Origin of the sequence: Agromyces fucosus (assembly GCF_004134865.1) — a bacterium.
GTDB lineage: Bacteria > Actinomycetota > Actinomycetes > Actinomycetales > Microbacteriaceae > Agromyces > Agromyces fucosus.
On sequence record NZ_SDPO01000001.1, the window covers coordinates 381,879 to 404,383 of the forward strand.

At 69.1% G+C, this 22,505-nt stretch carries 15 protein-coding genes; 5 read left to right on the forward strand and 10 right to left on the reverse strand.

From position 1 onward, the window contains the following. Positions 1-72: 72 nt before the first annotated feature. Both uxaC and ESP57_RS01875 read right to left on the reverse strand, forming a co-directional pair. Complete coding sequence (gene uxaC / locus ESP57_RS01870; protein WP_129230376.1) at positions 73-1,470, reverse strand: glucuronate isomerase; 1,398 nt, start codon at positions 1,468-1,470, stop codon at positions 73-75. Next, positions 1,467-3,716 (reverse strand): glycoside hydrolase family 2 protein, encoded by a 2,250-nt coding sequence (locus ESP57_RS01875; RefSeq protein WP_129230377.1) that lies wholly within the window; start codon positions 3,714-3,716, stop codon positions 1,467-1,469. The genes uxaC and ESP57_RS01875 overlap by 4 nt, the downstream gene beginning before the upstream one ends. Positions 3,717-3,861: 145 nt before the next feature. Between ESP57_RS01875 and ESP57_RS01880 the strand changes: the two genes are divergently transcribed. Then, positions 3,862-5,079 (forward strand): helix-turn-helix transcriptional regulator, encoded by a 1,218-nt coding sequence (locus ESP57_RS01880; protein WP_165877354.1) that lies wholly within the window; start codon positions 3,862-3,864, stop codon positions 5,077-5,079. Positions 5,080-5,154: 75 nt separating this feature from the next. On the opposite strand, the gene ESP57_RS01885 is transcribed toward ESP57_RS01880, so the two are convergent. The 7 genes from ESP57_RS01885 to ESP57_RS01915 form a co-directional block, all read right to left on the reverse strand. Continuing rightward, positions 5,155-6,651 carry an MFS transporter gene (locus ESP57_RS01885; protein ID WP_129230379.1) on the reverse strand — a complete coding sequence of 499 codons (1,497 nt, stop codon included), beginning with the start codon at positions 6,649-6,651 and terminating at the stop codon, positions 5,155-5,157. Positions 6,652-6,881: 230 nt separating this feature from the next. Further along, positions 6,882-8,624, reverse strand: coding sequence for a family 43 glycosylhydrolase (locus ESP57_RS01890; RefSeq protein ID WP_129230380.1), 1,743 nt, complete (start codon positions 8,622-8,624; stop codon positions 6,882-6,884). Between the two features lie 10 nt (positions 8,625-8,634). After that, the gene (locus ESP57_RS01895; protein WP_129230381.1) at positions 8,635-9,468 is read right to left on the reverse strand and encodes a sugar phosphate isomerase/epimerase family protein; all 834 of its coding nucleotides are present in this window, start codon (positions 9,466-9,468) and stop codon (positions 8,635-8,637) included. Positions 9,469-9,470: 2 nt separating this feature from the next. Then, a complete protein-coding gene (locus ESP57_RS01900; protein ID WP_129230382.1) occupies positions 9,471-10,298 on the reverse strand; it encodes an SDR family NAD(P)-dependent oxidoreductase in 828 nt (275 codons plus the stop codon). Next, the gene (locus ESP57_RS01905; RefSeq protein WP_056009010.1) at positions 10,295-11,533 is read right to left on the reverse strand and encodes a glycoside hydrolase family 1 protein; all 1,239 of its coding nucleotides are present in this window, start codon (positions 11,531-11,533) and stop codon (positions 10,295-10,297) included. The genes ESP57_RS01900 and ESP57_RS01905 overlap by 4 nt, the downstream gene beginning before the upstream one ends. A gap of 49 nt (positions 11,534-11,582) precedes the next feature. Beyond that, positions 11,583-14,276, reverse strand: coding sequence for a family 78 glycoside hydrolase catalytic domain (locus ESP57_RS01910; protein WP_129230383.1), 2,694 nt, complete (start codon positions 14,274-14,276; stop codon positions 11,583-11,585). A gap of 58 nt (positions 14,277-14,334) precedes the next feature. Continuing rightward, a complete protein-coding gene (locus ESP57_RS01915; RefSeq protein WP_129230384.1) occupies positions 14,335-15,714 on the reverse strand; it encodes an MFS transporter in 1,380 nt (459 codons plus the stop codon). A 181-nt stretch (positions 15,715-15,895) separates the two neighbouring features. Here ESP57_RS01915 and ESP57_RS01920 point away from each other — a divergent pair, with 181 nt between their 5' ends. After that, a complete protein-coding gene (locus tag ESP57_RS01920) occupies positions 15,896-16,576 on the forward strand; it encodes a TetR/AcrR family transcriptional regulator (RefSeq protein ID WP_129230385.1) in 681 nt (226 codons plus the stop codon). 81 nt (positions 16,577-16,657) lie between these two features. Here ESP57_RS01920 and ESP57_RS01925 read toward each other — a convergent pair whose 3' ends face one another. After that, complete coding sequence (locus ESP57_RS01925) at positions 16,658-17,665, reverse strand: LacI family DNA-binding transcriptional regulator (RefSeq protein WP_129230386.1); 1,008 nt, start codon at positions 17,663-17,665, stop codon at positions 16,658-16,660. Positions 17,666-17,768: 103 nt separating this feature from the next. Between ESP57_RS01925 and rhaI the strand changes: the two genes are divergently transcribed. The 3 genes from rhaI to ESP57_RS01940 are packed head-to-tail and all read left to right on the forward strand — an operon-like array spanning position 17,769 to position 22,447. Continuing rightward, positions 17,769-18,935 carry an L-rhamnose isomerase gene (gene rhaI, locus ESP57_RS01930; protein WP_129230387.1) on the forward strand — a complete coding sequence of 389 codons (1,167 nt, stop codon included), beginning with the start codon at positions 17,769-17,771 and terminating at the stop codon, positions 18,933-18,935. A gap of 42 nt (positions 18,936-18,977) precedes the next feature. Further along, entirely contained in the window at positions 18,978-21,014 is a 2,037-nt protein-coding gene (locus tag ESP57_RS01935; protein ID WP_129230388.1) for a bifunctional aldolase/short-chain dehydrogenase, read from the forward strand. After that, positions 21,011-22,447: a rhamnulokinase gene (locus ESP57_RS01940; RefSeq protein WP_129230389.1), complete on the forward strand. Its 1,437-nt coding sequence runs from the start codon at positions 21,011-21,013 to the stop codon at positions 22,445-22,447. Before ESP57_RS01935 ends, ESP57_RS01940 begins: the two co-directional genes overlap by 4 nt. The last annotated feature ends 58 nt before the right edge of the window (positions 22,448-22,505 follow it).

Genomic DNA, 22,505 nt, shown 5'->3' on the forward strand with positions numbered 1-22,505 from the left:
GCGCCGCTGCCCGGGACAGCCGGACTGCGGTCCGTTCGGTTCCGGCCGGGCTGAGCTCGTTGGCTGCGCCGCTCACAGTTTGAAGACCTCACGTGGGATCGCGCCGACGAGGTCGTCCATGATGCGCTGCGCGGCGTCGAGTCGCACCCGGCCATCCGCGACGAGCCCGGCCAAGAAGCCGGCGTCGACACGTCTGGCGGTGTCGTGACGCGCGGGGATCGAGAGCAGCGCGCGGGTGTCGTCGATGAACCCGCTGCCGCGATAGAACCCTGCCGTCTCGGTCACTGCCGACCGGTGGCGCGCGATCGCGTCCGGCGCGTCGAGGAACCACCACGGCGCCCCGAGGTAGACCGAGGGGTAGAACCCGGCCAGCGGGGCGAGTTCGCGCGAATACGCGGTCTCGTCGACGGCGAACAGCACGAGGTGGAAGTCCCGTTCCAGGCCGTACTTCTCCAGCAGCGGTCGGATGCCGCGGGTGAACTCCGTCGCGACCGGGATGTCATGTCCGGTGTCCGGTCCGAACCGGTCGAGGGTCGCCGACGAATGGTTTCGGGCGACGCCTGGATGAATCGTCATGACGAGGCCGTCGTCGACGCTCATCCGCGCCATCTGCACGAGCATGTGGCCGCGGAACGCACGCCGTTCAGCAGCGTCCGCGGTGCCCGCGATGACGGCTTGGAACAGTCGCTCCGCCTCCCCCAGGTCGAGGTCGAGCGTGAACAGTTCCTCGACGCCGTGATCGGCCGAGACTGCGCCGTGCCGGATGAAGTGCGCGCGCCGCTCCTCGAGTGCGCCGAGGTAGCCGGCGAAATCGCCTGGTCGACCGGTCGAGGAGAGGAGCCGCTCGACATTGCCCGCGAACCCGATCACGTCAGGATCGAGATATCGATCGGGCCGGAACGTCGGGGCCACCCGGCCCTTCAGGGTCGAAGCCGCAAGGGCGGCATGCGCCTGGAGTTCATCCAGCGGGTCATCCGTCGTCGCGAGGAATTCGATCGCGAACCGCTCGAACAGCGCCCGCGGGCGGAACCCGGGGCGTGACAACGCGGCCGCGATCTCATCGAAGATCGCATCGGCCGAGTCGGGGCCGAGCGGTGTGGTGATGCCGAAGACGCCGTCGAGCTCCTCCTCGATCCAGTACCCCGATGCGGTGCCCGCGAAGCGGTGCCAGTGCGCGGCGAGCGTGCGCCAGACCGTGCGTGCGTCACGCCCGGCCGACGCTTCGACGACGAGATCGGCCAGATCGACGCCCGCGGCGTGCAGCAGGCGGGTCACGTAGTGGTCGCCGGTGACGAGCAGCGCCACCGGGTCGATGTACGGCTCGTCGCGGAGCAGCAGCGACGGCGGCACGTGCCCGTGCGGGGAGATGATCGGTGCATCAGCGACGCGTTCGTACAGGTCGAGCGCGATCGCCCGCGTCGACGGCTCGACCGGCAGCAGGCGTGCGGAGTCCCGGTGCACCTGGATCACTTGGCGATGAGGTTCAGCCGGGAGTTCAACGCCGCCACCGCCTCGATGGGCACGCCGCCTGCCTGGCGGATGAGGTTCTCCACGCTCATCCGGTCGACGATCGCCTGCATCGCCGGCGGGATCTCGACGCCCTGGCCGACCTCGCCGCGGCTGGTCGACACCGCCTCGAGTACCGAGGCGATGACGCGGGCACCGTCCTCGGACTGCTTGATGTCGGCGAGCGAATCGCGGACGGAGAAGTAGCCGGCAGGGCTCGGCAGTTCGGCCTCGTCGAACCAGTTGGCGATGGTCGTGGTGGGCATGACGCTCGCCGCGGAGACCTCGTCCACCTTGCGCAGCGCGATGGTGTCGGAGAGCCCGCCCGACCTCGCGGTGATCTCGTGCTCGCCCGACAAGGGCACGTTGAAGCGGAACGCCCGGATGCCCGAGACGGTGCCGACTTCGACGCCGTCCACCGACAGTGCGACCTCGCCCTGGTTGGAGTACACGATCACCTCGGTCGCGTCCTCAGCTCGTTCGGCCCGCCGTCGACCGGCGATGTGCACGAAGGGCTCGCTCGACCAAGCAGCCTTGTAGAGGTAGAAGGCGTCCTTCCTCACCGTGCGGTCGAAGGACACCAGCCCCTTCTGGTTCCGTCCGGCCTGCCCTCCCTCATCACGGCCGGCGGATCCGAAGTCCGCGAGGTTCCAGACGTGGGTGGCCCACAGCCACGGCCGCTCGTCGATCATCGCGAGCATGTGCTCGTGATACAGCGCCTGGTATCCCTCGGTGTAGTCGCCCTTCTCTGGCGCGGCCGACTGGAACTGCACGTTCGCGTCCGCTCCGTACTCGGCGAGGCCGATCGCGATCTCTGGGAAGGCCGCATGGAAATCGTCGAGCCAGGTGTCGTTGTCGCCGACCTCACCCACGTACCAGCCGAAGTAGAGGTTGTACGACATGACGTCGGGGAGCCCGACCAGCGGGTGATCGGTCTCGAGCAGGAAGAGGTTCGCCATCGCGGTCAACCGGGTGGGGTCGAGCTCGTGGGCGAGGTCGTTGAGCTCACGGTGCGCGGCGAGCACGTCCTCGCCCGATCCGGCGAGGGTGATCTCGTTCGAGAGGCCCCAGCTGATGATGCTCGCGTGGTGGCGGTTCTGCACGATCAGCTCGGTGAGCTGGTCACGGGCGTTCTCGGTCGCGCCGGGGAGGAAGACGGTGATCTGCGGGATCTCAGCCCAGACCACCAGCCCTGCCTCGTCGCACAGGTCGTAGAACCGCTGATCGTGCTGGTAGTGCGCGAGCCGCACGGTCGTCGCACCGAGCTCCTTCAGCAGCCCCAGGTCCTCCTGTTTCATCTCCTCGGTGATCACATTGCCGACGCCCTCGCGATCCTGGTGACGCGAGACGCCGCGCAGCGGGTACTCCTCGCCATTCAGGAGGAAGCCCCGCTGCGGGTCCACCGCGAACTCCCGGCAGCCGAAACGCAGTTCGACCGCGTCGAGCACCGTGCCGCCCGCGAGCAGCTCGGCACGAGCGGTGTAGAGGTGCGGGTCCCGAAGACCGTGCCAGCGGCGCACATGCTCGATGGAGACGCTGGCGTTCGCCTCGCCGTCGACGACGGGGACGATGAGGTCGGCCTCCCCGTCGACGGTGAAGCGCACACCCGTGGCGACACCGGTGGCCGGGCCCGCCACACCGGCGCGGAGCGCCACCTCAGCCCGGTCGCCGTCGAGCTTCGGGGTGATGGTCAGGCCAGGGCCGCCGTGCTCGGAGAGCGTGAAGTGCTCGCGACCGACGGTGATGAGGTGAACGTCGCGGTAGATGCCGCCGTAGAACGTGAAGTCCGCCTGCTGCGGATACACCCGGTCGTTCGCGGCGTTGTCCACGATCACGAGCAGGGTCGCCGCGCCGTCGGCGAGCCCCTCGGTCAGATTCACCCGGAAGGTCGAGTAGCCGCCGTCGTGTCGGGCGAGCAGTAGCCCGCCCAGGTAGATCTCGGCGGACGAGTTCACGCCCGCGAACTCCACCCAAGTCTCGACGTCGCCCGTTTCGGCGCTGACGAGTCGCGCGTACGTCGACCGCCCGCGACGATACTCGCCGCCGGCCTGCCCGTCGACCGCGTTCCAGGTGTGGGGCAGGGCGACCTGCTCCCCCGCCGCGGCGACGTCCTCCCACCCCGCGGTCGACGGGAGCTCGACAGGCGCGAACGCCCATCCGGTGAGGAGCGGCTCCACCCGTCGGGAGGCGGGAGCGGCAGTCGACGTCATGGGGATCTCCTTCGGCGAGATGGCACCGGCGCGCGCCGGGGGCACCACTACGGTACGAATACCCCCGCGGGGAGAGATAGAATCGATCACGCATGTTCAGCACCGATTCGGCGCCGGTTGCACGGCTCGACGAAGGGTCCAACACATGACGACGACGTCGGAGACCGAGGCCGAGAGGTCGCTCGAGGCGATCAGCGGCGTGCTCGCCGAAGTGCTCAGTTGCCCCGTGGTCGTCACGACCGATATCGCAGCCACCCTCGAAGCCTTCGAGGCCGCGCACTGCCTCGACCCCGGCATCCAGCCGGCCTTCACCGCCACGACGCTCCGGGGGTTCGTGCGGGACATGGCTCCGCAGATCGTCCATGAGATCCTCGAACCGCTCGGGATGGCCATGGTCATGGTGCGCTGGGATGACCGGTTGCTGCTCATCGGCCCGTACACGCACGAACCGATGCATCCCGGAGTGGCGGAGGAGGCGATGAGCCGGCTCGGCATCCCCAGTGCACACCTGCCCGTGTACAAGCTCTACCGCACCCGGTACGCGATCGTGGACGCTGAGCACGCGCACCGAGCAGCCGCAGCGTTGCTGCACGCAGCCGGGAGCGAAGATCTGCTGGGCGGCCTCCATCAGGTCGAGGCGGAGGGTGGGACGATCGCCCCGGGGCACGGGGAGGCACCGCAGTCCGCGTCGTTCACGGTGATCGAGGAACGGTACCGGCTGGAGCGCGATTTCATGGACGCGGTCGCCGTCGGCGACGCAGAACAGGCGCTCGCCGCCCTGCAACGACTCGCCGGCATGCCGCAGACGATCAGTTACCTGAACACCCCGTTCCTCGGCACGACGATCCTGCGGATCATGGCACGGGTCGCGGCTCAGCGCGGCGGCCTGCCACCGGCCACCATCGACGCGATCTCCCAGGAGTACGCGCAGCGCCTGCACCGGATCGGCCATTCCGTCGATGCGCGACGCACCGTCGGCTTCACCGCGCAGATGGTCACCGATTTCTGCCGGCATGTGCGCCGCCACCGGCAGCGCAGCTATTCCCAGCTGGTTCGGCAGGTGACCGACGAGATCGACCTGCATCTCAGCCATCATGTCTCGACGACGGATCTCGCGGAGCGTCTCGGGGTATCGGCATCCACTCTCGCACGGCGATTCAAGACCGAGACGGGGCTCACCGTCGCCGCCTACACCGCCCACGCTCGAGCCGAGCGTGCAGCAAGGCTGCTCGCCACGACCTCGCAGAGCGTTCGCGAGATCGCGCTCTTCGTGGGCTACGACGACCCGAACTACTTCGTCAAGGTGTTCCGTGCCGCGCACGGCATGACCCCGTCGGCCTATCGCGGCGCTCACGCCGAATGACGCGCGGGCCGAGACTGCGGCGCGTGATCCCCGGGGCCGCGGTTCTCGCTCCCGCGACCCCGGTGAGCGGCGAGGTCAGACGGCGACGTCCGCGAGTTCCGTGGACGCGAGCGATCCCTTGCGCTCCGCAACGCGCTTCTGCACGTCGATCATCTCGGTACGGGTGAGCTTGTAGCCGCGCATCGCGACCAGGGTGCACGCCCAGCCGAGGATCGGAAGGCCGAAGAACAGCACCAGGCTCATCACCAGGATGGGAGTGGTCGGGCTGTCCGTCGGCTGGGGCATGGCCGTGGTGAATCCGATCAGCGCAACGGCTCCAAGCGCGAGCGTCGCTCCGAGCGACGAGATGATCTGGTCGACGATGTTGTACGTGGCGGTCACCGTTGCCGGCAGGTACTTGCCGGTGCGGTCCAGTTCGTAGTCGATGACGTCCGCACGCATCGTGCCCGACGCGACGGTGACCACCATCGATGCCCCGTTCAGCAGCAGGTAGACGAGGAAGAAGGCGATCGTGAGCGGGAGGCTGGCGAGGATCGACCCCATGTCGACTGACAGGCAGAACACGGTCAGGACGACGGCCAGCACGAGGCAGATCCAGGTCCAGGTCACGGTCGCGGCTTTCGAGCCGTACTTCCCGGTGTACCGGGCGCCGAAGATCGCGAACACGATGCCCGGGAGGATCGCGATCAGGCCGAGAACCGAGCCGAGCTGCATGTTGCCGAGCAGGATGCCCCACATGAGCGTGGCGATCACCGCCTGCGATTTCACGACCTGGGCGAGCTTGTCGGATGCCCCGCTGATGAGGTAGCGCTGGAACGGCCCGTTCTTCGTCAGGAGGTTCCACATGTCGCGCATCGAGACGTCGGCCTTCGCGCGCGCATCGGTGAGGTGTGCGAAGTTCTCGGGCTTGTCGATCCGGGTCACGCCGATGCAGGCGAGGATCTGGAACACCAGCGAGCACGCCACGAAGGTGATCGCGGTCTCGCTGAGCATCTCCACGGTGAACCGGTTGCCGTGCCTCGGGAGGAACACGACCGTCGACACGATGGAGAAGATCGCGGGGACGAAGTACGCGTAGACCGTGGACCAGACCTGCACGGTCGGTCGCTGTCGGGGGTCGTTCGTGAGCACCGGTCCGGTCATCTGGCCGGCGATGTCGTTCATCGATGAGCCGACGATGTACACGAGGTAGATCGCGATGAAGAACACCGCGCCGAGCCCGGTGTCTGGGGCCCAGACGAACAGCATGAGGATCGCGAGCGATCGGATCAGCCAGCCGCCGAGCATGAAGAAGCGGAGCTTGCCGAACGGGAAGGTCACCCGCTCGATGATGAGCGCGAGCACCGGGTCGATCAGGCCGTCGAAGACGCGCGTGACCGTGAGGACGATGCCCGCCGCCGCCACCGCGATGCCGTAGCCCGCGTTCTGCACGTAGCTCATGAGGCCGACCAGCGTGTAGAAGATCATCGCCGAGCCGTTGTTCATCTGGGAGAGCGCGATCTCCCAGGTTCGGGCACGGCGGTAGGACACGCCGTCTGCCTCGCTGGCCGTCTGCTTCGGGTTACGCGCCATTGCGTTTGCTCCTTCGGATTCCGCTCCGGTGGCCGACGGTCGTTCCGTCGGCCACCTCATGAGCCGAGGGCAACACTAGGCAAGCACTGCGATCCGCCAGTAGAACGAGAACAGCGGATCCAGCAGGTATTCGGCACGCGGTGCACGCCGGGCAAGGACGACGGCAAAGGTCGCTGATCTGCTCCGCGACGAGGGTCATCGCGGAGCATCGGTTCGAACGCGGACGCGGGTCAGTCGAGCCGATTGACGATGCCGGGCGTGACGCCCGCTTCGTTGAAGCCGTCGACGGCGAACCAGTACGAGTGACCTGCGTTCAGGGATCCGATCTCGAGGTCGGTGCGGTCGTACACGAGCCATGAGTGATAGAGCTTCTCCGGCGAGATCCCGTAACGCACGTTGTAGCCGACGGCGCCGGATGCGGCGTCCCAACGCAGCGAGGCGGTGCGCGCGTCGCGCCGTTCGCCCCGGACGTCGGTGACACCGGGCAGCGGCACGTCACCGACGCCGAAGACTCGCAGACCGCTCACCGTGAACGGCCCGCCGAACGGCATCTCACCGGCCGTCACGCGGACGAACCGTGCTCGCTGCACCTCCGGGAGGGTGATGAAGGCGTGCGGCGCATCCGTGCCGGCGCCGATCGTGTCGTGCACGACGCTCCACTCGACTCCGTCGAGCGAGAGCTCCACGCGGATCCCGGTCGCTTGCGAGTCCGGGAACACGGCGCGCCTGCCGAACGTGGCCTTCGCAAGGTCCCGACGCTTCGGGGCACGCGCGGCGACGTCGTGGTCCGCGAGGTTCACCTGCAGGGCGTGCACGTCTGCCTCGGCACCCAGGTCGAGCCGCAGCCACTCCCCCGGCCGGTCGCTCTCCGCGACCCACCAGGTGCGCACCGATTCGTCCGTCGCGAGGGCGGGCGCATGGCCCACCAGCGATGACGAAGCTGTGGCCGCAGCCCGGTAGGACAGCAGCATCGAGCCGGCGGATGCCTCGGTCCACGGGTCGAACGCGCGATCGGGCACGTTCATCGGGAAGTCGGCGAAGTTCTGGTTGCAGAACAGCACGCCGTCGTCGTCGAACCCGGCCGGGAACAGCCCGATCCTCCGCTCGAAGTCCGCATTGACCGAGACGCGCATGGTGGCGACGTGCCACCAGTTGCCGTGCCGGTCCTGGAAGGTGCTGCCATGACCGGCACCCGTGATGAATCCCCCGGGCTTCGACGAGAACGGGCTGTGCGGGTCGTAGTCGAAGGGACCGAGCGGGCCGTCGCCGACGTAGGTGCCGTCGGCGTAGGTGTTGAACTGCGTGCCCGGCCCGGCGTACTGCAGGTAGTAGCGGTCATCGACCCGGTTCACGTAGGCGCCCTCGATGAAGGGGGCGTCCCCGATGTAGGCGTCCATGACCTTGCCCATGAGGCCGCGGCGAACCACGGGCACGTAATCGTCGCCGGTGCGCTCCCAGCCGCGGTTCGACGTGTCCGCGGCGATGAGCGGCACCGGGTCGCCGATCCGCTGGTAGGTCTGCCGATCGAGCTCCACCCCCTGGATCGGTTCCTTGTGCGAGCATCCCCAGTAGAGGTAGAGGCGGCCGTCGTCGTCTTGGAACGTGTCGGGATCCCAGAACGCGATGTCGCTCGGCGCGATCTCCTCGAAGTCATCGGCCATGGGGTCGACACTGCGGAAGAACCGGCCGTTCGAACGACGGGACGCCGTGAAGAGCAGCGCGCCGTCGACCTCGCGGACGTCGGGCGCGTAGTCGACCGCGGGGATCTTCTCGCTCGGCCGGAGCGTCCACTCGACGAGGTCGTCGGAATACCAGAAGCCGCGCGTCATCGAGGCGAACAGGTAGTACCGGTCGCGGTAGAAGACGACCGTGGGATCGGCCGCCTCACGGTGCACGCTACGGCCGGCGAACGGTGTCCGCACGTCCTGATAGCGGTAGGCGAGATCGAGCGGGTTGCAGACGACGCGGGTCATCGGGCTTCTTTCAGTCGGCCTGCGACAGGGTCGCCCGCAGGTGCACGATCGACTGGGCGATCGCCTCGAAGACGTCACCGTCCACATGGTCGAACTCGACCACCGGGAGGCAGTCGCCGGGTGCGGCCGCGAGTATCGCGTCGATCTCGAGGTTCCCGCTGCCGAGCGCGCACTGGCCGAGCACGGCGGGGTCGTAGTCGCCGGCACCGGCGAAGACGTCGACTGCCCGCGCCGCGTCCTTCAGGTGCAGCGCATGCACGCGCGACCCGAGCCGCCCGACGAGGGCCGGGACATCCTCCCCCGCTGCCGCCGCCCAGTACACGTCGACTTCGAGGGCGGCGCGTTCGTCGAGGAGCGAGACGAAGTACTCGTACGCCGTCAGGTCGCCGATGCGGTGATGGAACTCGAACGAGTGGTTGTGGTAGCCGACGCGGAGTCCCTCCGCGGCCGCCGCTTCGACGACCGCGTTCATGCGATCGGCGGTGCGGGCGATGTCGTCGGCGGTGCGCCAGCGCTCGGCTGCCACCATCGGATCGATCACGAGCGATGCGCCGAGTGCCCCTGCCGCGGCGAATGCCGCCGTGGCAGGAGGCACCGGCACTGCCCGGCCGCCGTAGTGCATCTCGTCGGAGAGCAGTGGCGCGTGCACCGTCGGGATCGCGAGCCCGTTCGCCGCCGCTGCGGCCGAGAGCTCGGCCGGCCGGTCGTAGGCGGAGAACGGCTCGATCGCGTCGGCGCCGGCCGCCGCGAGCCGCCGAACCGCGGCATCGAGATCTGCGAGTTCAGTGCGCACGGAGTACAGCTGCACGCCGACGAGCGCGGCGGGTGCGATGGCCTGCGCCATCATCAGATCGTCTCGCCGGCGTCGGCGAGGAGGGTGCTGCCGGTCATGATCGTCGCCAGGTCGCTCGCCGCGAAGAGCACCACGCGGGCGATGTCGTCGGGAGTTCCGACGCGCCCGATCAGGCTCTGCGACATCGCCGAGGGCATGTTCGACGCGTCGATGCCGGCGTCGCCCATGGCCGCAAGAGCGGCCGCAGCGGCAGCCATGTTGCCCTCGGTCGGCACGAAGGTGGGTGCGACGCCGAGCACGCGGATGCCGCGCGGCGCGAGTTCGAGCGCCATCTGCTTCGTCATGCCGCGCACGGCGTGCTTCGAGCCGACGTACGCCGCGAGACCCGGAGCGGTCCCCCGGAAGCCGGCCGTCGAGATGACGTTGACGATGACGCCGCCGTCGACCATGCGGCGGGCCGCCTCCCGGGCGCCGTTCCTGACGCCGCGGGTATTGACCGCGAACACGTGGTCCCACTGCTCATCGCTCATGTCGAGCACCGACGCGCTCGGGAACACCCCCGCGTTGTTGACCCAGATGTCGACGCCGCCGAATTCGGCCATGATCCGCGACGTGGCCGCCTCGACCGACGCGGAGTCGGACACATCCATCTGCACGCCGATGGTCGACGCTCCGCGAGCTTCGGCGATGCCGGTCGCCGCGGAGACAGCGCGGTCCAGGTCGAGATCCGCGATCGCGACCTGGGCGCCGGCCTCGGCCAGTCGTCCGGCGATCGCGAGGCCGAGGCCCTGCGCACCGCCCGTCACGACGGCGCGGCGGCCGTGGAGCGAGAGGAGGTCGGCGAGTGCGACGGCGGAGACATCCGCGAACGCCCCGGTCATGCCGCTGCCTCCGTCGCCTCGAGCGCATTGCGCTGAGCAACCTGCCCGAGCCAGGCGAGGCTCGGCTTCGGCGTACGTGCGAAGGTGTCGCGATCGACCGCGATAAGTCCGAAGGTGGGCTCCCAGTGACCCCACTCGAAGTTGTCGAGCAGCGACCAGTGCAGGTAGCCGCGCACGTCGATGCCGTCGGCGATGGTGCCGGCGAGTCCCCGCAACGCCTCGTCGGTGTAGCGGATGCGCTGGGTGTCATCGGCGGTCGCGATGCCGTTCTCGGTGATCACGATCGGGGTGTGCTCGCTGACCTCCCATGCATGGCGCACCGCCATGGCGAGCGAATCCGGACGGTAGGAGGTGCCGACGAGCGTGTTGTCGGGGTGCGGCGGGTGCGGCACAAGGCCGTTCGCATCGACCTGCTGGCTCGAGTACGCCTGCACGCCGACGAAGTCGTCGCCGCGGCTGCCCTCCCAGTAGACGTCCTCCTTGCCGTACCGGATCTGCAGGAGCTTCTCCTCGCCGCCCGGCGCCGCGGTGAGTGCGCCGGCCGCGATCGTCCAGCCGACCTTGGCACCGGTGCGTGCGCGGACGATCTCCCGTGCCGCGTGGTGGATGCGGGTGAACATGCGACCGATCTCGGGGTCGGCGTACGTCAGGAAGTCGCTGTGCGACTGCTTCTGCTCCTGGTCGCCCTCGGCCTCGACCGTGGGGCTGGTCCAGCTTCCGCCGGATGCCGCGAGGTGCCGCATCGCCGTCATGATCGCGGCCTGCATGTTCGGCTCGTTCATCGTCACGACCCACTCGACGCCGTCGAGGATCGTGCACGCCTGCTCCGTGAATGCGCAGAACAGCTCTTCCGCCTCCGGCGAGTCCCATCCGCCGAGCGCTGCGAACCACTGCGGCGTGGTGAAGTGCTGCAGCGTCACGACCGGTGTCACGCCGAGCTCGAGGCAGAACTCGATCATCCGGCGGTAGTGCGCGAGCTCCGCCTTCGAGAAGTGCCCGCGCACCGGTTCGATCCGCGACCACTCCAGGCTGAACCGGTACGACGTGAGGCCGGCGTCGGCGAGCAGCTGGATGTCCTCGCGGTAGCGGTGGTAGCTGTCGACGGCGTCGCCGGACAGCTCCATTCCGGGCATCATCTGCTCACGCGCCCACCAGTCGCTGTTCACGTTGTTGCCCTCGATCTGGTGGCCCGCGGTCGCGGCACCCCAGAGGAATCCATCGGGGAAGGCGGTCATGGGATCGGTCCTCTCGTTCGTTGAGATTGGAAGTCGGAAGTTCACGTCTTCAGCCGGCGATCGGCACGGCCTGGGTGATGGACAGCAGAGCGGATGCCTCGAATCGCCCGGCGCCGATGCGGTGCTCGGTGCCGTCGGGCAGGACCACGCGAGCGGTCGTTCCCGACGGGATCTCGGTGCTCAGATGCATCCGCTCGCCTTCGATGCGCCACTCGACGGCGATCGACCCCTGCGGACTCTCGTGCGTGCCGCGAGCCCAGGTGACACCGCCGCCCGGAACGGGAGCGATGACGAGCTGCTCCCACGCGATCGAGCCCTCCTCCTGTCGGAGGCCGAGCGTGTGGGTGTGCAGGAACCGAATCGCTGCGCCCTTGCTGTAGTGGTTCAGGGACTCATGGGCGTCGCCGTGCTCGTCGATGCCCTCCCAATCCTCCCAGACCGTGGTGGCGCCGCGGTCGAGCATGTACCGCCACGACGGAGCGGTGCGCTGCTGCAGAAGCTCGTACGCGACATCCGCTCGGCCTCCGTCGGCGAGCACCGGGAGCAGGTCGCCGGTCGCGAGGAAGCCGGTGCCGAGGTGGGTGCCGGCATCACGGATCAGCTCGACGAGCCGGTCGAGCGCGCGTTCGCGGCGGTCTTCCGGGATGAGTCCGAAGGCGAGGGCCCGGACGTAGGACGCCTGGGTGTCGATCGACGTGGTGCCGTCGGGGTGCAGGTACGCCCGACGCCACGCGTCGGCGACGCGATCGGCCGCGACGGCGTAGGTAGTGGCGTCGTCGGTGCGGCCGAGGATCTCGGCGATCCGCGCGAGGGCCGCGGTCGAGCGATACAGGTAGGCCGTGCCGACCTCGCCTTTGTCGGCCATGAACCACGCCATCGGGTTGTGCTTGATCGGGTCGATGCGGGTGCCGTCGGCCGCGCGTTCCCGGGGTTCGGTCCATTCGCCCCAGTGGAACGTGCCATCCCAGAGGTACTGCTCGAACGGCTCAGGCTCTGGCGACGCCTGCACGCGGGCGTGGTGACGGGTCGAGCGCGCCTGCTCGAGGGCCCACTCGACCCAGCGGACCATCGCGTCGACGTTCTCGGCGAGCACCTGCTCGTCGCCGTACGACAGGTACAGCTCCCAGGGCACGGCGACGATCGCGTCGCCCCACCCCGATGAACCGGTCATCATCGCGAACTGGTCGTCGAGGTGGTGCTTGATGCGGCGCCCGTCGGGCGAGAAGTTCGCGATGCGGCCGTCGTCCAGTTGATCGTCGCGCACCGAGCGCAGCCACTTGCGACTGAAGCCGTGCACGTCGTAGAGACGCGTCGCGGTGGGGGCGAAGACCTGATAGTCGCCGGTCCAGGCCAGCCGCTCACGGGTCGGGCAATCAGTGGGCACGTCGACGGCATTGCCGCGGAAGCTCCAGTCGGCGATCTCGTGCAGGCGGTTGAGCTCGTCGTCGCTGCACGCGAAGGTGCCCGTGCGCTCGAGATCGGTGTGGACGATCCGCATCTCGATCGACTCCGGGGCGAGCGGGCCGTCGTCCGATCGGGTGATCCGGGCGTAGCGGAACCCGTGCACGGTGTGGCGGGGCTCGAACGCAGTATCCGCACCACCGGACTCGCCGGCCACGACCTCATCGCGCTGGACGAAGGCGAGCGGCGCCTCGCCTGGGCGCTCCGAATCCAGGTGACTGGTCGAGAGGTCGCCGTCACGGTCGAGGGCCTCGCCGAATTCGATCACGGTGCGCGTTCCCGGCGAACCGAGATCGCTCAGTCTGATCCACCCGGAGGCGTTCTGGCCGAAGTCCGCGATCCATGCTCCGCTCGGAAGGTGCCGGAGTTCTCGCGGGGTCAGCGTCTCGATGACCCGGACCGGCGGCGAGGGCGACCAGTCGATGGCCGGCGCCGCCACGACATCGACCAGGACCGGCGCCGCGTCGCCCACGGGCGCCGAGAGGTCGAGGGTCTGCCCGCCCATCAGGTCGGCGCTCGTGATGACCGAACGAGCGCTCGTCCAGCTCGCATCGCTGCAGACGACCCGGCGGGAGCCATCGGCGAACTCGAGGTGCAGTTCCGCGCGGGCTCCGATCACCATCCCCCACCCGGCGGGCAACCGGAACGCGCCGACCTGCCCGCGGTACCAGCCGTCGGAGAGGACGATCTCGATCCGGTTCTCCCCCACGCGCAGCGCTCCCGTCGCATCGGATGCCTGCGCGTAGAGGGTCCGGTCGTACGACGTCGAGCCCGGAGCGAGCTCGATCGTGCCGACGCGTTCGCCGTTGAGGGCCGCCGTGTAGACGCCGAGTGCGGTGCTGTACAGGCGGGCCGAGACGGGGTCCGCGTCGATCGTGAACCGACCGGCGAGCACGTGCGCCGCGCGCTTCCCGTACCCGGCGTCCTCAGCCGAGCCGAGTGCCGGCTCCACCGGCGAGACCCACGACGCCGACCAATCCGCGTCCAAGAGGCCCGACTCGAACTCGCTCCACTCCGACCAGCCGGCCTCGGGCGCGGCGGCGCGCACACGCCACCGCACCCGTTGCCCGCTGCCGAGCGCCTCGAACGGCCAGGCCACCAGGCGCCGCCCGGTCACTTCGGCGGCGATCGGCTCTGCACGACCGATCATCGATTCCACGAGATAGGCCGAGCGGATGTCGCGATCCACCGGGTCCTTCCACGAGAGCCGTGGTGCCGGCCCGGTGACGGTGAACCCGTCGCCGCCGCTGTCGACGCCGAGGTCGTAGGGTGCGCTGCGCATGGTCGATCGATTCCGTTCGGAGGTGTTCGTCGTTCGTCGTTCTTCGGCGAGTCGGTCGCTAGCGGATCGACTTCACCTTCAGCAGGATGATGAGGCCGCCGATGAGGGCGAAGACGCCGCCCACGAGGTACAGCAGGGTGTAGTTCTTCTCGCCGCCGACCGCGCCGATCGTAATCGCCAGGCCGGCGAGCATCGGAGCGATCGCACTCGGGATCTTCTGCGCGAACTGGATGACGGCCATGTAGCGGCCAGCCTCGTTGCGCTCCGGGATGATCGCGAACACGATCGCCTGGTCGACGGTGGCGAAGACGGCGATCGAGAGCTGCATGGTCACGGCACCGGCGATGATCTGCGGGAGCGACCAGGCCGTCGCCTCGAGCACCGCGCCGATCACGAAGAGCACGGCGGCGATCATCACGAACAGGCGACGGCGCTGCAGCTTGTCGGAGAGGAAGCCGCCGACGAGTGCACCGATCGTGGCGGCCAGCACGCCGACCATGCCGACCGTGGCGACCACCCCGGCGACCTCGCGAACCGGCATGTCGAGTCGCTGGGCGTAGAAGAAGGTGCCGAACGTCGTGTTGAAGTAGAGGCCGATGAAGAAGACGAAACGGCCGAGCCAGTTCCATGCGAAGTCCGGGTACTTGCGGATGCTGAAGCCGTAGCTCATGAACACCGACTTGGCGGTGACCTGGGTGGACGGCGCGAGGGCCTTCGAGCTGCCCTCCGGCTTCACGAGGGGGAACAGGACGATCAGCACCGCGCCGATCAGGCCAGGAACCAGGAACACGAGGAGCGTGTTCGACGAGACCGCATAGGCGACCCCGATACCGAGCACAGGCGCGATCTGCGTCATCAGTCCGGTCAGCGCCGAGACGCGACCGCGCTGTTGTTCCGGCAGCTTGTCGGCCTGCAACGTCTGCAGGGCCGCTCCGGCGATCGACCAGCCCACCATGCCGAAGATCCAGCCGGCGCCGACGAGGAGGAGGTTCGGAGCGACACCGATGATGAGGAGACCGACGAGACCGATCGCGGTGCCGAGGAAGAGGAACGGCGACCGTCGGCCGAACCGCGACCGGGTTCGATCGCTCCAGATCCCGACGAGCGGGCTGATCACCAGGTACGCGACCTGGGCGATGCCCGTGATGTATCCGAGCACTTCCTCGTGGCCGGGGGCGAGTTCGGTGATCCGCACCGCGATGCCGTACGACAGCGGCACCATCATCGCCATCGACGCGCCGAAGCTCGCCAGCATGAGCCAGAAGATGTACCCCTTGCTCATGGGCTGCGTCGGCTCGAGTCCGGTGCCGACCGCGCCATCGGCGACGTCGCGCGTCGTGGCATCCAGATCGGACTGTGCCGCGACGCCGATCGGCACGCTCGCGGCGATGCCGACGGCGCTGAGCTGCTCTGCGTCGGGCTCGTTCTTCGTCACCATTGACTCCTTATCGGGGTGAATCCGACCACGCGATCGTACGCGCACTCGGCTGGGTAACCACCCAAAAGTAACCACCGTGGTTACTTGACGGCAACTGTAACCATGGCGGTTACAATTGGCAAGTCGACAGTGCTGGCGAGACTGCCAGACTGGGACGGTGGAACCGGGAACAGGAGAAGCGATGCAGGGATCGACGGCCGTCGCGCCGACGGATCGACCATCGGGCGCCGCGAGCCCCGTGGCCGACACCCCGACGACACCCGGGTCGTCCCGCCCTTCGCGACGCGGCCCGTACTCCAAGACGCCCGCCCGGCGCGCCGAGATCGTTCGCGCCGCGCTCGCGAGCTTCGCGGAGCACGGCTACGAGCGAGCGTCCCTCCGCGACATCGCCGCTCGGGCCGAGGTGACGCACGCTGCGCTGCTCCGTCACTTCGCGAGCAAGGACGAACTCCTGCTCGCCGCCCTCGCCCAACGCGATGCCGACGACGAAGAACTCGCGCACCGCATCATGCAGTCGCAGGTTCCGGCCGAACGCGTGCTCTCGACCGTGCTCGCCGACGAGTTCGCCCACCCCGAACATCAGCGCAACTGGCTCGCGATCACCGTCGCGGCGACGAATCCGGAACACCCCGCGCACGAGTTCTTCATCGCTCGACGCGAACGGATGCGCTCGCACCTCTCGAGCGGACGACTGCCGACGGCTTCGACCGGCGAAGAGGTCACCGCCGACGAGAAGGTCACGATGATGATGGCCATGATGGACGGCCTGCGAATCCAGGCGCTCCTCGACCCGAGCCGGCCGACCCTTCCGCTCCTCGAGACCTTCATGCGACTGCTCGTCACCGACGACGACCAGACGTGAATCCGTCGGCGTTCGTCGTGCCGACGTGCTGGAGCCGAGATGCCGACTGGTCGATGACGGTGCTCTCCTCCGAGATCCACCTCAGCCGACGGTCGACGCCCGCACGATGAGTTCCGGTTGGAACACGATCTGCTCCGCCGAGAACCTTTCGCCATCAGCGGCCTCCCGGAGGAGCAGGTCGACGGCCGTGTGACCGATGAGCGCAGCAGGCTGGCGGATCGAGCTCAGCGGCACGACCGCCGCAGCCGCGAAGTCGATGTCGTCGTATCCGATGAGCGCGATGTCCTGGGGCACTCGCAACTCGCCGTGCATCACGAGCGCCTGCAGCAGCCCCACGGCGAGCAGGTCGTTCGCAGCGAAGACCGCGTCGGGTCGGTCGCCTGCCGCGCGCTCCAACACGGCCATCCCCGCGGCACGCCCTTCGAGCACGGTGAGCGCTTCGGTCGAGATCACTTCGAGCGACGCACCAGGCACGTCGCCGACGGAGAGCCCGGCACCCTCGATTCGATCGGCGACCTGCCGGATTCCCGAAGGGCCTCCGACGAAGGCGAGCTTCCGCCGCCCGAGGCCGAGCAGGTGGGCTGCGGCCAGTCGTCCGCCCGCGACGTCATCGACCGAGACGGAGGACAGGACGCCGTCGGGAGCGACGCGGTCGACGAGCACGACCGGCACGCCTCGCTCGCGGAGACGCCGGAGCCGGGCCAGATCGTCGCCGATCGGTGAGACGAGCACGCCGTGCACGCGCTGCTCCTCGAAGGAGGCGACGTAGGCGCTCTCGCGGGCTGCGTCTTCATCGCTGTTGCCGAGCAGCACGGTCAGTCCGTCGGCGTCGGCACGGTCCTCGGCGCCGCGGGCGACCTCGGTGAAGAACGGGTTGCGCACGTCGAGCACGACGAGTCCGATCGAGCGGCTGCGGCCGGCGCGGAGCTGACGTGCTGCGTCGTTGCGGACGAAGCCGAGGTCGTCGATCGCCGAGAGGACTCGTTCGACGGTCGCGGGTGCGACCTTGTCGGGGCGGTTGAGCACGTTCGAGACGGTTCCGACCGAGACGGACGCCGCTGCAGCGACCTCTCGCACACTGACTGCCATCGCCACCCCCGGGTCCCGGCTCGTTTGACACAACCGGCACGCATGATCATACTTCCATTGAATCGTTTCATTCCACCTTCGAGCCAGTCAGACGAGCCAACACATGGTCACCTTCCATTCGACAACCCGATTCGCCCTGGAACAGCAGGCGATCGAACTCCCGAGCTGGGCATTCGGCAACTCGGGCACCCGCTTCAAGGTGTTCGCGACGCCGGGTACGCCCCGCGACCCCTTCGAGAAGATCGCGGATGCCGCGCAGGTGCAGAAGTTCACCGCGCTCGCGCCGAAGGTCGCATTGCACATCCCGTGGGACAAGGTCGACGACTACTCCGCGCTCCGGACGCACGCCGAGGGCCTCGGCGTCGAGCTCGGCACGATCAACTCGAACACCTTCCAGGACGACGACTACAAGTTCGGCGCCCTCACCCACGAAGATGCCGCCGTGCGCCGCAAGGCGATCGACCACCACCTCGAGTGCATCGACATCATGCACGCGACCGGATCGCGCGACCTCAAGATCTGGCTCGCCGAGGGTTCGAACTACCCGGGCCAGGCTGATCTGCGCGGCCGCCAGGACCGCCTGCAGGATTCGCTCGAGGAGATCTACGCGCGCCTCGGCGACGAGCACCGCCTGGTGCTCGAATACAAGTTCTTCGAGCCGGCGTTCTATCACACCGACGTTCCCGACTGGGGCACGAGCTACGCCCAGGTCGCCGCACTCGGCGACAAGGCGATGGTCTGCCTCGACACCGGCCACCACGCACCGGGAACGAACATCGAGTTCATCGTCATGCAGCTGCTGCGCCTCGGCAAGCTCGGCTCCTTCGACTTCAACTCGCGCTTCTACGCCGACGACGACCTCATCGTGGGCGCCGCCGACCCGTACCAGCTGTTCCGCATCCTCTTCGAGGTGATCCGCGGCGGCGGCCTCAACAACCCCGACGTGGCGTTCATGCTCGACCAGTGCCACAACGTCGAGGACAAGGTGCCCGGCCAGATCCGCTCCGTGCTGAACGTGCAGGAGATGACGGCTCGCGCCCTGCTCGTCGACACCGAGGCGCTCCGCGCGGCGCAGGTCTCGGGCGACGTGCTCGAGGCGAACCGCATCTTCATGGACGCCTTCTACACCGACGTGCGCCCGGCCCTCGCCGAGTGGCGCGAGTCGCGAGGCCTGCCCGCCGACCCCATGGCCGCCTTCGCGGCATCCGGCTACCTGCAGCGGATCGCGGCCGACCGCGTCGGTGGCGTGCAGGCCGGCTGGGGCGCCTGAGCCTCCCCCGACCACCCTCCGCACCACCGAAGGAACCTTCTCATGACGAACCAGGCAGCAGCAGACCTCATCGCGCGGTCGAACCGCCTCGGCGCCGACCCGAAGAACACGAACTACGCCGGCGGCAACACCTCGGCCAAGGGCACCGAGACCGACCCGGTCACGGGTGCGCCCGTCGAGCTCATGTGGGTCAAGGGCTCGGGCGGCGACCTCGGCACGCTCACCGAGCAGGGCCTCGCGGTGCTGCGCCTCGACCGCCTGCGCGCGCTCGTCGACGTGTACCCGGGCCTCGAGCGCGAGGACGAGATGGTCGCCGCGTTCGACTACACGCTGCACGGCAAGGGCGGCGCGGCCCCGTCGATCGACACGGCCATGCACGGGCTCGTCGACGCCGCGCACGTCGACCACCTGCACCCCGATTCGGGCATCGCGATCGCGACCGCGGCCGACGGCGAGGAACTGACGGCGAAGATCTTCGGCGACAGGGTCGTGTGGGTGCCGTGGCGTCGCCCCGGCTTCCAGCTGGGCCTCGACATCGCGGCGATCAAGGCGGCGAACCCCGCCGCGATCGGCTGCATCCTCGGCGGGCACGGCATCACCGCCTGGGGCGACACGTCGGAGGAGACCGAGGCGAACTCGCTCTGGATCATCGACACCGCCGCCGCGTACATCGCCGAGCACGGCGCCGCCGAGCCGTTCGGCCCCGTCGTCGAGGGCTTCGAGCCGCTCGAGGCATCCGAACGCCGCGCGAAGGCCGCCGCCCTCGCCGCGACGATCCGCGGTCTCGCGAGCCACGACAAGCCGATGGTGGGCCACTTCACCGATGCGCCCGAGGTGCTCGACTTCCTCGCGCGTGCCGAGCACCCGCGTCTCGCGGCGCTCGGCACGAGCTGCCCCGACCACTTCCTGCGCACGAAGGTCAAGCCGATGGTGCTCGATCTTCCGGCCGACGCCGACGTCGAGGCATCCGTCGCCCGCCTGCAGGAGCTGCACGAGGCGTACCGCGCCGACTACCAGGCGTACTACGACGCCCACGCGACGTCCGAGAGCCCCGCGATCCGCGGCGCGGACCCGCTCATCGTGCTCATCCCGGGTGTCGGCATGTTCAGCTACGGCGCGAACAAGCAGACCGCCCGAGTGGCCGGCGAGTTCTACATCAACGCGATCAACGTGATGCGCGGCGCCGAGGCGCTCTCGACCTATTCCCCCATCAGCGACGCCGAGAAGTTCGCGATCGAGTACTGGGCGCTCGAGGAGGCCAAGCTGCAGCGCATGCCGAAGCCGAAGCCGCACGCGGGCCGCATCGCCCTCGTCACGGGCGCGGCATCCGGCATCGGCAAGGCGATCGCGACCCGCCTCGCGGCGGAGGGCGCGTGCGTCGTCATCGCCGACCTCGACCTCGAGAAGGCGCAGGCCGCCGCCGCCGAGCTCGGCACCACGGATGTCGCGATCGGCGTGCAGGCGAACGTGACGGATGCCGCGGCGATCCAGCGCGCGATCGACGACGCCGTGCTCGCCTTCGGCGGCCTCGACCTCGTGGTGAACAACGCGGGCCTGTCGCTGTCGAAGCCGCTCCTCGAGACGACCGAGGCCGACTGGGACCTGCAGCACGACGTCATGGCCAAGGGCTCCTTCCTCGTGTCGAAGGCCGCCGCGCGCGTGCTCATCGACCAGGGCCTCGGCGGCGACATCATCTACATCTCGTCGAAGAACTCGGTGTTCGCCGGCCCGAACAACATCGCCTACTCGGCGACGAAGGCCGACCAGGCGCACCAGGTGCGGCTGCTCGCGGTCGAGCTCGGCGAGTACGGCATCAAGGTGAACGGCATCAACCCCGACGGCGTGGTGCGCGGCTCCGGCATCTTCGCGAGCGGCTGGGGCGCGAACCGCGCCAAGACCTACGGCATCGAGGAGGAGGACCTCGGCACGTTCTACGCCCAGCGCACGATCCTCAAGCGCGAGGTGCTGCCCGAGCACGTGGCGAACGCGGTGATCGTGCTGACCGGGCCCGAGCTCAGCCACACCACGGGCCTGCACATCCCCGTCGACGCGGGCGTCGCGGCAGCCTTCCTGCGATGAGCGGCACGAGCGCGGGCACCGTCGCGGCCGTCGACCTCGGGGCGACGAGCGGACGCGTCATCCTCGGCCACGTCGACGGCCGCGCGGGCACGCTCGCGCTCGACCACGTCGCCCGGTTCCCGAACGGGCCGGTGCGGCTGGCGTCGGGACTGCACTGGGACTTCACGGGCCTCACCCGCGACCTGAACGCGGGCCTCGCCGACGCGTTCCGGCGCGAACCGGGCGTCTCGTCGATCGGCGTCGACTCATGGGCCGTCGACTACGGACTCCTGCGCGGCGACCGAATGCTCGGCGAGCCGTTCCACTATCGCGACGACCGCAACGATCGGGGCGTCACGGCTGTGCACGGGCTCGTGCCCTTCGAGGACCTCTACCGCAGCAACGGCCTGCAGTTCCTGCCGTTCAACACCCTGTACCAGCTCGCCGCCGAGCGGGAGAGCGGATGGCTCGGCGTCGCCGACTCGCTCCTCCTCGTACCCGACCTCGTCGGGTTCCAGCTCACCGGGGCCCGCCTGGCCGAACGCACGAACGCCTCGACCACCGGCCTCGTCGGCGTGTCGTCGGGCGAGTGGGACGACGAGCTCATCGAGCGGCTCGGGCTCCCGGCATCCGTGTTCGCACCGCTCGTGAGCCCCGGCGAGTCGTTCGGCCCGCTGCGGGCCGCCGTCGCCTCCGATCTCGGCGCGCCCTCGGGCATCGAGGTCGTCGCCGTCGGGTCGCACGACACGGCCTCGGCGGTCGTCGCGGTACCCATGCACGCCGAGTCGGCCGCCTACATCTCGTGCGGCACGTGGGGACTCGTCGGCGTCGAGCTCGAACACCCGGTGACCACGGATGCCGCACGCGAGGCGAACTTCACGAACGAGGGAGGCGTCGACGGGCGCGTGCGGTTCCTGCACAACGTCATGGGCCTGTGGCTGCTCTCGGAGTCGGTGCGCTGGTGGGAGCGGGACGGCGATCGCATCGACCTGTCGGAGCTGCTCGCCGCCGCGGCGTCCGTCACCGTGCCCGTCGCGGTGTTCGACGCCGACGACCCTCGCTTCCTGGCACCGGGCGATCTGCCCGGCAGGATCGCCGAGTGGTGCGCGGAACGGGGCGTCACCGCCCCCGCGAGCCGTGCCGAGTTCGCCCGCTCGATCGTCGAGAGCCTCGCCGAGGCGTTCGCGACGACCGTGCGCACGGCATCGATCCTCTCGGGCGTCGACGTCCTGACGATCCACGTCGTCGGCGGCGGAGCGCTCAACGAGCTGCTCTGCCAGCGCACCGCCGACCGCTCCGGACTCCCCGTGCTCGCCGGGCCCGTCGAGGCCACCGCGATCGGCAACGTCCTCGTGCAGGCGCGAGCGCAGGGATTCGCGAAGGGCGACCTCGAGTCGCTGCGCGGCCTGGTCGCGCGCGCGTTCCCGCCCCTGCGCTACGAACCCCGCACCTGATCTCGGCCGGTCGGCCCCGTCGGTGCCCGGGTCCCGACCGGGAGACCACAGCTCGTCG

Coding starts and splice junctions, on each gene's coding strand:
- ESP57_RS01875 (WP_129230377.1), bottom strand. CDS start 3,716: ATGACGTCGACTGCCGCTCCCGCCTCCCGACGGGTGGAGCCGCTCCTC.
- ESP57_RS01880 (WP_165877354.1), top strand. CDS start 3,862: ATGACGACGACGTCGGAGACCGAGGCCGAGAGGTCGCTCGAGGCGATC.
- ESP57_RS01885 (WP_129230379.1), bottom strand. CDS start 6,651: ATGGCGCGTAACCCGAAGCAGACGGCCAGCGAGGCAGACGGCGTGTCC.
- ESP57_RS01890 (WP_129230380.1), bottom strand. CDS start 8,624: ATGACCCGCGTCGTCTGCAACCCGCTCGATCTCGCCTACCGCTATCAG.
- ESP57_RS01895 (WP_129230381.1), bottom strand. CDS start 9,468: ATGGCGCAGGCCATCGCACCCGCCGCGCTCGTCGGCGTGCAGCTGTAC.
- ESP57_RS01900 (WP_129230382.1), bottom strand. CDS start 10,298: ATGACCGGGGCGTTCGCGGATGTCTCCGCCGTCGCACTCGCCGACCTC.
- ESP57_RS01905 (WP_056009010.1), bottom strand. CDS start 11,533: ATGACCGCCTTCCCCGATGGATTCCTCTGGGGTGCCGCGACCGCGGGC.
- ESP57_RS01910 (WP_129230383.1), bottom strand. CDS start 14,276: ATGCGCAGCGCACCCTACGACCTCGGCGTCGACAGCGGCGGCGACGGG.
- ESP57_RS01915 (WP_129230384.1), bottom strand. CDS start 15,714: ATGGTGACGAAGAACGAGCCCGACGCAGAGCAGCTCAGCGCCGTCGGC.
- ESP57_RS01920 (WP_129230385.1), top strand. CDS start 15,896: ATGCAGGGATCGACGGCCGTCGCGCCGACGGATCGACCATCGGGCGCC.
- ESP57_RS01925 (WP_129230386.1), bottom strand. CDS start 17,665: ATGGCAGTCAGTGTGCGAGAGGTCGCTGCAGCGGCGTCCGTCTCGGTC.
- rhaI (WP_129230387.1), top strand. CDS start 17,769: ATGGTCACCTTCCATTCGACAACCCGATTCGCCCTGGAACAGCAGGCG.
- ESP57_RS01935 (WP_129230388.1), top strand. CDS start 18,978: ATGACGAACCAGGCAGCAGCAGACCTCATCGCGCGGTCGAACCGCCTC.
- ESP57_RS01940 (WP_129230389.1), top strand. CDS start 21,011: ATGAGCGGCACGAGCGCGGGCACCGTCGCGGCCGTCGACCTCGGGGCG.